Origin of the sequence: Streptomyces albidus (ex Kaewkla and Franco 2022), from assembly GCF_013870515.1 — a bacterium.
GTDB classification, from domain to species: Bacteria; Actinomycetota; Actinomycetes; order Streptomycetales; family Streptomycetaceae; genus Streptomyces; species Streptomyces albidus.
Window position 1 is genome coordinate 1 of record NZ_JACBXA010000419.1, and the last position, 3073, is coordinate 3073.

Annotated in this window: 5 protein-coding genes; all 5 read right to left on the reverse strand. The window is 72.6% G+C overall.

Annotated features, from left to right (window positions below; genetic code table 11):
• Window positions 1-24: 24 nt before the first annotated feature.
• Window positions 25-768 carry an ABC transporter ATP-binding protein gene (locus tag H5J26_RS29895; RefSeq protein WP_181769088.1) on the reverse strand — a complete coding sequence of 248 codons (744 nt, stop codon included), beginning with the start codon at window positions 766-768 and terminating at the stop codon, window positions 25-27.
• Window positions 765-1070 carry an SHOCT domain-containing protein gene (locus tag H5J26_RS29900; protein ID WP_181769089.1) on the reverse strand — a complete coding sequence of 102 codons (306 nt, stop codon included), beginning with the start codon at window positions 1068-1070 and terminating at the stop codon, window positions 765-767. The genes H5J26_RS29895 and H5J26_RS29900 overlap by 4 nt, the downstream gene beginning before the upstream one ends.
• 169 nt (window positions 1071-1239) lie before the next feature.
• Window positions 1240-1620, reverse strand: a complete 381-nt coding sequence (locus H5J26_RS29905) for a PPOX class F420-dependent oxidoreductase (protein WP_181769092.1) — start codon at window positions 1618-1620, stop codon at window positions 1240-1242.
• 111 nt (window positions 1621-1731) lie between these two features.
• Window positions 1732-2244, reverse strand: coding sequence for a GNAT family N-acetyltransferase (locus H5J26_RS29910; RefSeq protein ID WP_309238115.1), 513 nt, complete (start codon window positions 2242-2244; stop codon window positions 1732-1734).
• Between the two features lie 4 nt (window positions 2245-2248).
• A partial coding sequence (locus H5J26_RS29915; protein WP_181769091.1) for an ROK family protein occupies window positions 2249-3073 on the reverse strand: 825 nt, incomplete at its 5' end.

The following is a 3073-nucleotide window of genomic DNA, read 5'->3' on the forward strand; positions in this document are numbered from 1 at the left end:
GCCGGGTGGCGGGCGTGGTGGCGGTCATGTCGCCGCCCCCACGCCGTCGAAGGCCTTGAGCCTGTCCAGGACGCTCTCGGCGGTGGGCGAGTCCATCCGGTCCACGAGCCGTCCGTCCGCCAGGAAGACCACCTCGTCGGCGTGCGCGGCGGCCACCGGATCGTGGGTGACCATCACGACCGTGCGCCCCATCTGCCGTACGGCGTCCCCCAGCAGCCGCAGTACCTCCTCCCCGGAACGGGAGTCGAGGTTGCCGGTCGGTTCGTCGGCGAAGACGACATCGGGTGCACCGGCGAACGCCCGGGCCACCGCGACTCGTTGCTGCTGTCCGCCGGAGAGCTCGGCGGGCCGGTGGTGGAGGCGGTCACGCAGTCCGACGATGTCGATGAGCGCGTCCGTCCACTCCGCGTCGGCCCGGCTGCCCGAAAGATCGCGGGGCAGGCTGATGTTCTCGGCGACGGTCAGCGTCGGAAGCAGGTTGAAGGACTGGAAGACGAAGCCGACGCGTTCACGGCGGAGGAGGGTGAGCTGCTTGTCGCTGAGCTGCCCCAGCTCCGTCCCGCCGATGTCGGCCTGCCCCGAAGTGAGGGTGTCCAGGCCCGCCGCGCAGTGCATCAGCGTGGACTTGCCGGACCCGGAGGGTCCCATGATCGCGGTGAACTGGCCGGCGGCGAAACCGAGGGAGACGCCGTCCAGCGCCCGCACCTCGGTCTCACCGCTGCCGTAGATCTTCACCGCGTCGACGACGCGTGCGGCGAGATCGCTCATGCCGGACCGTCCTTGTGCGGTCGGCCGCCCTCCTGGAGCACGGACAGGCGCCGCCAGTACTCGTCCTCGTCGATCTCACCGGAGGCGAAGCGCCGTCCGAGCAGGTCGAGGGGGGAGTTCTCCGGCCGGGGTCCGCCACCGGCCGTAGCCGGGCCGCGCCCGTGCCAGGGGCCGCGTCCGCGCCAGACGGTGCGGCGCAGCACGAAGACCGCGCCGACGACGACGGCGGCCCAGATCAGCGGGAAGAACAGGATCCACGGGCCGGGGCCCGCACCGTCGTGCCAGTTCGCAAGGTCGAACATGTCGGTCAACTCCTCGGTGGCGAAGTGGTGGTGTGCTTCGCTACCGAGAGTCGCCGCAGAAGGGGGTCCCCGTCGTCGTACGGCCAGCGGCTGTGCGCCTACCCCGCAGGGAGTACGCGCACCGGCCTCCGCCTGCTGCCGTCGGAGCGGGCGCGGCCGGAGTACGGGCTCAGAGGGTGACTTCGACCCCTACGTGGGGGCGCTTGCCGAGCCTGAGCAGGGTCCCGCCGGAGTCGACGACGCGGAACTGCCAGCCGTACTTGCGGGTCATCGCCTTGCGCACGCGGGCCAGGCCGCCCTGCTCGGTCATCAGCCGGGCGGTGCCCTCGACCGGTTCTGCGCCCTGGGCGGTACGGCCGCGGGAGTCGCAGGGGGTGACGGTGACGCGTGCGCCGTTGCGGACGCGCTTGACCTTCCCGCTGTCGTCCCGTGTCCACACGAGCAGTCGACCGTCGTCCTCGACCGCCCAGACGGGGGTCGGCACGGCGGTGCCGTCACGCCGGAAGGTCACGAGACTCACGTACCGGCTCTCGGCGATCTGCGGTGTCATCACGGGGCGAGCGTACCGCCGGGGCCGCCGGCAGGGGCTCGTGAGGAGTCGCTGTCCGTACGGGAAGGGCCGCCCCTTGGACGCCCGCGGGACCGGCGTCGTCCGGCGTCGTCAACCCGTGCCCAGGTCGCGGCGCATGCAGACCCTGGGCCAGTGGTCCAGGCCTGCCAGCGCCTCCTCGGCGCGGATCTTCCGCAGTCCGGGCGTCAGTTCGCCGGGTTCGAGGGTGCGGAAGCCGCAGCGCTCGTAGTACGGCGCGTTCCACGGCACGTCGACGAAGGTGGAGAGCGTGAGCGCGGGCAGGCCCGCGGCGGCCGCCCGGTCCGCCACGTGCTCGATCAGGGCACGCCCGATGCGCCGGCGCGCGAACTCCGGGTCGACGGAGACCTGTTCGATGTGGGCGTTGCCGTCCACCGGCTCGACCATGACGTAGGCGACCGGGCAGTCGTCGGCGGCGGCCACCCACAGTGCGCCGTTCTGGGTGTAGCGGCGCAGCATGGTGAGCGACGGCGGCTCGTCGTCGGCGACCAGGTCCATGCCGAGGGCGCGGAAGCAGCCGCCCGCCGCCCGCTCGATGTCCTGAAGGCGCCTCAAGTCCCTCTCGTCTCCGGCTCTGATGTCCACGTGTTCATGCTGCCAGGGTGCCGAGCGGATCATCCAGTACAGGCTGCCATGCCAACTCGGCTGCGCCCACAAGGCTGTTGTGCTGGAGGGAGCTGGGCAGCACGGGCACGCTGCCGCTCCTGCCCCACAGGCTCCGGTCGGCGATGACGGCGCGCAGCCGTTCACCGTCCGTCTCCAGCAGCGTGCGGTGCAGGCCGCCGAGGATGATTCGGTCGGGGTTGAGGATGTTGACGAGCCCGGCGAGGCCCTGGCCGAGCCGGTCGATGAGCGTCTCGACGGCGGTCCTCACGGCGGGGTCGGTGGCGTACTCCGTGCGGATCAGCTCCTGGGACCTCTCCAGCAGGGAGACCTCGGGGCCCGGGTCGCGTCCGGCCGCCTCAAGGAACGCCAGCGGGTCCGTCTCCACGTCCAGACAGCCGCGGCTGCCGCAGTGGCAAGGCCGGCCGCCAGGGTCGACGGTGAGGTGCCCGACTTCCAGCGCGAGGCCTGAACTCCCCGTGTGCAGACGGCCGTCGAGCACGAGCGCGCCGCCGACGCCGCGGTGCCCCGTGCCGACGACGAGCAGATGCTGAGCGCCCCGGCCCGCGCCGTGCCGGTGCTCGGCGAGTGCGGCGAGGTTGATGTCGTTCGCCGCGTAGCCCGTCGCGGTCGTCTGACCGGAGGGCCCCGGGATACGGGCCTCGGCCAGGCTCCGGGTGAAGATCTCCCGCACGGGGGCGCCCGCCTCCCAGGCCAGGTGCAGCGGGTTGAGCGCGGTTCCCTCCGGCTCGGCCACCGCGGAGGGTCCGCGCGAGCCACGGCGCGCGGTCGTCGGCGTCCGGCATGTAGC